Here is a 4,861-nt window from a genome sequence, read left to right on the forward strand (position 1 = left end):
CGCTGGCCAGCCACGACAGCGACACGGCCACCGCGGCGTACAACAAGCTGGACCAGGACCCGGCTGGCCCGCTGAAGAACCGCGCGGTCGGCGAGCAGCCGGCCCGCGGCGGCGACGGCGTCCCGGTTCGGCTGGTCGGGCTGTACGCCCCGCACCGGCGACCGGAGCGACACCCCGACCCGCAGCCGCTGCGGCGGCACCAGCTTCTCCTGCCGGCGACCGGCGAGCACCTGGAAACCGACCGCCGCGTCGGCGACGGTGGTGGCGAGCATGCCGTGCTCGGTGAGGCCGAACCAGTCGTCCGCCCCCAACTGGCACGGGATCACGCCGCGGCCCGGCTTCAGGCCGACCAGGCCGCAGCAGGCCGCCGGGATCCGGATGGACCCGAGGCCGTCGTTGCCGTGCGCGAGCGGCACCAGGCCCGCGGCCACCGCCGCGGCCGCGCCCCCGGAGGAGCCGCCAGGCGTACGCGTCGAGTCCCAGGGGTTACGGGTGACCGCCGTCTCGTCGTCGGTGATGCCCCACAGGCCGAGTTCCGGCATCCGGGTGACGCCGAGGATCACCGCCCCCGCGCCGCGCAACCGGCGGACCACCTCGTGGTCGGCCTCGGCGATCGCCGTGCGGGCCGCTGCCGAGCCGTTCCACGTCGGCAGCCCGGCGACGGGGGTGTTCTCCTTCACCGCCACCGGTACGCCCGCGAGGGGGAGGTTGGCCAGGTCCTCCTGCTCGTCGACCTTCTCGGCCTCGGTGATCGCCTCCCCGCCGCGTACCGCGCGGAACGCGGCGAGGTCGGCGTCGGCCCGGGCGATGTGGTCGAGATGGTCGGCGACCACCTGGGTGGCCGAGACGTCGCCCCGGCGTACACCCCGGGCGATCTGCTTCGCGGTCGCCCCGACCCAGGTCGGCATGATGTCCTGCACGGCCACCCTCCCCAGTGCGCGGTCAGCCCAGCGCCTGCTCCAGATCAGCGAGCAGGTCGTCGACCGTCTCGATGCCGACAGACAGTCGCACGAGATCGCCGGGAACTTCAAGCGGCGAGCCGGCGGCACTTGCGTGTGTCATCCGGCCCGGGTGCTCGATCAGGGACTCCACGCCCCCCAGCGACTCGGCGAGCACGAAGAGCCGGGCCCGGTTGCAGATCTCCACGGCGTGGTCCTCGCCGCCGGCCGCCCGGAAGGAGATCATGCCGCCGAAGCGGCGCATCTGCTTCGCGGCGACCTCGTGGCCCGGGTGCGAGGGCAGCCCCGGGTAGATCACCTGACCGACCTTGGCGTGCCCCTCCAGGTACGCGGCGATCCGCTCGGCGTTGTCGCAGTGCCGGTCCATGCGTACGCCCAGGGTCTTGATGCCCCGCAGGGTGAGCCACGCGTCGAACGGACCGTTGACGGCGCCCATCGCGTTCTGGTGGTAGCGCAGTTCCTCGCCGAGGCCCTGGTCGGCCGCGACCAGCGCGCCGCCGACCACGTCGGAGTGCCCGCCGACGTACTTGGTGGTGGAGTGCACCACGACGTCCGCGCCGTGCGCGATGGGCTGCTGGAGGTACGGCGAGGCGAACGTGTTGTCGACCACCAGCAGCGCGCCGGCGTCGTGCGCGACGGCCGCCAGGGCCGCGATGTCGGCGATGCCCAGCAGCGGGTTGGTGGGCGTCTCCACCCACACGATCTTCGTCGTGCCCGGGCGGATCGCGGCCCGCACGGCGTCGGGGTCGGAGACCTTCGCCGGGGTGTACGCGAGACCCCAGCGCTCGGCCACCTTGGCGAAGAGCCGGTACGTGCCGCCGTACGCGTCGTCGGGGATGACCACGTGGTCACCCGGTGCGCAGACGGTCCGCAGGAGCGTGTCCTCGGCGGCCAGGCCGCTGGCGAAGGCGAGCGCGACCGGCCCGCCCTCCAGCGCGGCGAGGCACTCCTGGAGCGCGTCGCGGGTCGGGTTGCCCGAGCGGCTGTACTCGTAGCCCAGCCGGGGGGCGCCGACGGCGTCCTGGGCGTAGGTGCTGGTCTGGTAGATCGGTGGGATCACCGCGCCGGTGCGGGCCTCGGGGTCCTGGCCGGCGTGGATGGCGAGCGTCTCGAAGCCGTGACTCATTCCGCAGACGTTAGTCCAGTGCAAGGAAGGGCCCCCGCTTAACGCCTCCGGTAGAGGAAGGGCCCCGCTTAACGCGCGCCGGCAGGCGATCCTTCGACCCACGGCTCTACCATCCGGACGTGGCAGGGTGTGTGTTCTGCGGGATCGCGGCGGGGGACGTGCCGGCGTTCCGGGTGGTCGACGAGCCGGACGGGGTGGCGTTCCTGGACACCCGGCCGGTGTTCAAGGGCCACGTGCTGGTGGTGCCCCGCACCCACCTGGTCACCCTCGCCGACCTGCCGCCCGAGTCGCTGGCCGGCTACTTCGGGCTGGTGCGGCGGCTGGCCGTCGCGGTGGAGGCCGGGCTCGACGCCGGCGGCACGTTCGTGGCGATGAACAACAAGGTGTCGCAGTCGGTGCCGCACCTGCACACCCACGTGGTGCCCCGGACCAAGGGTGACGGCCTGCGGGGCTTCTTCTGGCCCCGCACCCGCTACGCCGACGACGCGGAGGCCCGGCGGTACGCCGACCGGGTCGCCGAGGCCCTGGCCGGCCGCTGACCCCCGGCGTCGCCCCGGCGTACGGGGAGCCACCGGGACGGGTCGACCCGGTGCCGTCCCGGACCGGTCGAGGCGGACCGGCCCGGGACGGCACGGTGCTCATGGCTGGAGGATGACCGTCCAGGTCGTCGTGGTGGTGCTGGCCGCCGCTCCGACGGCCGCCAGGCCGCCGTAGGTGCCGGTCGGCACCGAACCGCCCGAGTCGGCCAGCAGGCCGGTCACCCGGCCGCCGCCGGTCTGCGAGCTGTTGCTGCGCACCTGGACGCCGGACGGGGCGACGAGCGAGGTGGAGACGCTGTCGCCGTGCATCCAGTACGACACTCCCCAGTTCCGCTCCGCCGTGACCGGGGCGTACGGGGTGACGCGGACGGCGGTGCTGGCGGTGTCCGTGGCGCGGGTGAACGCGGCCACCGGCTGGGTCGGGTCCGTGCCCCGGTAGGCGGCGAGGACGAGGTTGCCCTTCGACTGCGACCCGAGCGTCACCCGTACCGTGGATCCCGCGTCGGCCGCCTCTGCCACCTTCCACCAGGCGCTGGTGGCGCCGTTGCCGCCGGCGATCCGGTCGAGCGGGGTCCATCCGGCGACCCCGGTGGGCGCGCCGGTGGTGGCCGGGGTGTTCTGGCTCAGGAACAGCAGCAGGGCGTCGCCGGGCTGGACGGTGGAGGGCACCGTCACGGCGTGGGTGAGGGCGTTGGTGTTGTTGGTGGCCTGCCCGACGAACGAGATCGCCTCCGCGACCGGCGCGACCGTGACCTGCGCGCTGGCCGTGTCGGTGGCACCCCGGTCGTCGGTGACGGTCAACGTGACGGTGTACGTGCCGGCCTGCGCGAAGGTGTGCGAGGTCGTCGGCACGCTGCCGGTGCCGGTGGTCGTACCGTCGCCGAAGTTCCAGGTGTGGTTCTGGATCGCGCCGTCGGCGTCGGTGGAGCCCGCGGCGGACAGCGTGCAGACCAGACCGGAGCAGGTCGGGGCGAGGTCGGCGACCGGAGCCTGGTTGGCGGCGCCGCCCGCGCCCTTGAGGATCCTGATGTAGTCGATGTCCCCGGCGAAGTAGTCACAGGTGACGTTGACGCCGTCGCAGCTGCTCTTGCCGCCGATCGACAGCTGCCAGTTGTTCGCGATGGTGCCGGTGGGGCCGGTCAGCCGACTCGTCCGCACCCCGTCGACGTACATCTCGACGTAGGCCGAGGTGCGGACGCAGGTCACGGTGTGCCACTGACCGTCGGCGATGGACACTCCGGTGTAGCCGGTACGCGAGGCGCCGTTGCCGCCCCGGAACAGGCACTTGGGTTTGCCCGAGGGCGCCTCGAACTTCCAGTAGCCGCCGGCCGTGGCCCCCTGCCCCTTCTGCATGATGTTCCCGAAGGAGTACGTGGTGCGGTAGCGGATGGTGAACGAGAAGTCGCCGGCGTCCGGGTTGAAGGCGGTGCTCGCCGGCACCAGGTTCACGTGCCCCGGCACGTACTCCTTGTCGACGGGGTTGTGGAAGGCGAAGCGGTGTCCGGTCGCGCCGTCGTACAGGGCGCCGGTGACCACCTCCGACCCGATGGTGCCGTTGCGTCCGTTGCCGCTGCTGTCCTTGAGCACGGTCGCGCCCGCCGGTTCGTCCATGCTCCAGAAGGCGACGGTCCCGGTGGCGTCCGCGTACGCCGGTGCTGATCCGGCAAGGACCCCCACCGCCGCGAGAAGGGTCGCCACGGCCAGTCGTCCGGCCGCTCGCACCCCCCGCCGTCCCATGATCGAACGCATGCGAACCGCCTCCTCCCGTGGCTGGAGCCTCACCCTGTCACGGCGGGCAGCACGACTCCATGACCCGATGGGCTGAGCGGAAGGGGACCCTGCGGCGTCCGCTGGAAGCCGGGCATCCGGGAGGTGATCCACCGTTTCGGGACACCGGCGGACGCAAGGACGGGGCCGGCGTCAGCTCGGCCGGGCGTACCGGGTGATCCAGAGACCGGGGACGACCTCCTCCTCGGTGGCCGCCGCGAAGCCGAGAGTCTCGTAGAGGCGGCGGGCGGGCCTATTGGCGCGACCGGTGGCGACGAGGACGCGGCGCGAGCCGGCGCGGTCCAGCACCGCGGTCACCAGGGCCCGCCCGACGCCGCGCCGGTGGGCCGCCGGGTCGACCACCAGGCGGTCGATGTCGACGACGGCGGCGTCCTCGAGACCATCCTCGCGCACGCGTCGCCTCCGGTCCGCCGGTGGCCCGGGAGACTAGGCTCACGTCGGCAACCGTC

At 73.2% G+C, this 4,861-nt stretch carries 5 protein-coding genes; 1 reads left to right on the forward strand and 4 read right to left on the reverse strand.

The genetic code is table 11. The features are described 5' to 3' along the window. Together AB0I76_RS22420 and AB0I76_RS22425 are read right to left on the reverse strand one after the other, a co-directional pair. On the reverse strand, positions 1 to 926 hold a 926-nt coding region (locus AB0I76_RS22420), incomplete at its 3' end, for an amidase family protein (RefSeq protein WP_357038685.1). Between the two features lie 16 nt (positions 927 to 942). Then, the gene (locus AB0I76_RS22425) at positions 943 to 2,085 is read right to left on the reverse strand and encodes a cystathionine gamma-synthase (RefSeq protein ID WP_357038688.1); all 1,143 of its coding nucleotides are present in this window, start codon (positions 2,083 to 2,085) and stop codon (positions 943 to 945) included. A 119-nt stretch (positions 2,086 to 2,204) separates the two neighbouring features. On the opposite strand from AB0I76_RS22425, the gene AB0I76_RS22430 reads away from it, so the two are divergent. After that, a complete protein-coding gene (locus AB0I76_RS22430; RefSeq protein WP_357038691.1) occupies positions 2,205 to 2,624 on the forward strand; it encodes an HIT family protein in 420 nt (139 codons plus the stop codon). 99 nt (positions 2,625 to 2,723) lie between these two features. Here AB0I76_RS22430 and AB0I76_RS22435 read toward each other — a convergent pair whose 3' ends face one another. Together AB0I76_RS22435 and AB0I76_RS22440 are read right to left on the reverse strand one after the other, a co-directional pair. After that, positions 2,724 to 4,373 (reverse strand): PKD domain-containing protein, encoded by a 1,650-nt coding sequence (locus tag AB0I76_RS22435; RefSeq protein WP_357038694.1) that lies wholly within the window; start codon positions 4,371 to 4,373, stop codon positions 2,724 to 2,726. Positions 4,374 to 4,544: 171 nt separating this feature from the next. Continuing rightward, positions 4,545 to 4,805, reverse strand: a complete 261-nt coding sequence (locus AB0I76_RS22440) for a GNAT family N-acetyltransferase (protein WP_357038697.1) — start codon at positions 4,803 to 4,805, stop codon at positions 4,545 to 4,547. Positions 4,806 to 4,861: the final 56 nt, after the last annotated feature.

The sequence above is a fragment of the Micromonospora sp. NPDC049799 genome (assembly GCF_040656655.1).
Lineage (GTDB): Bacteria > Actinomycetota > Actinomycetes > Mycobacteriales > Micromonosporaceae > Micromonospora.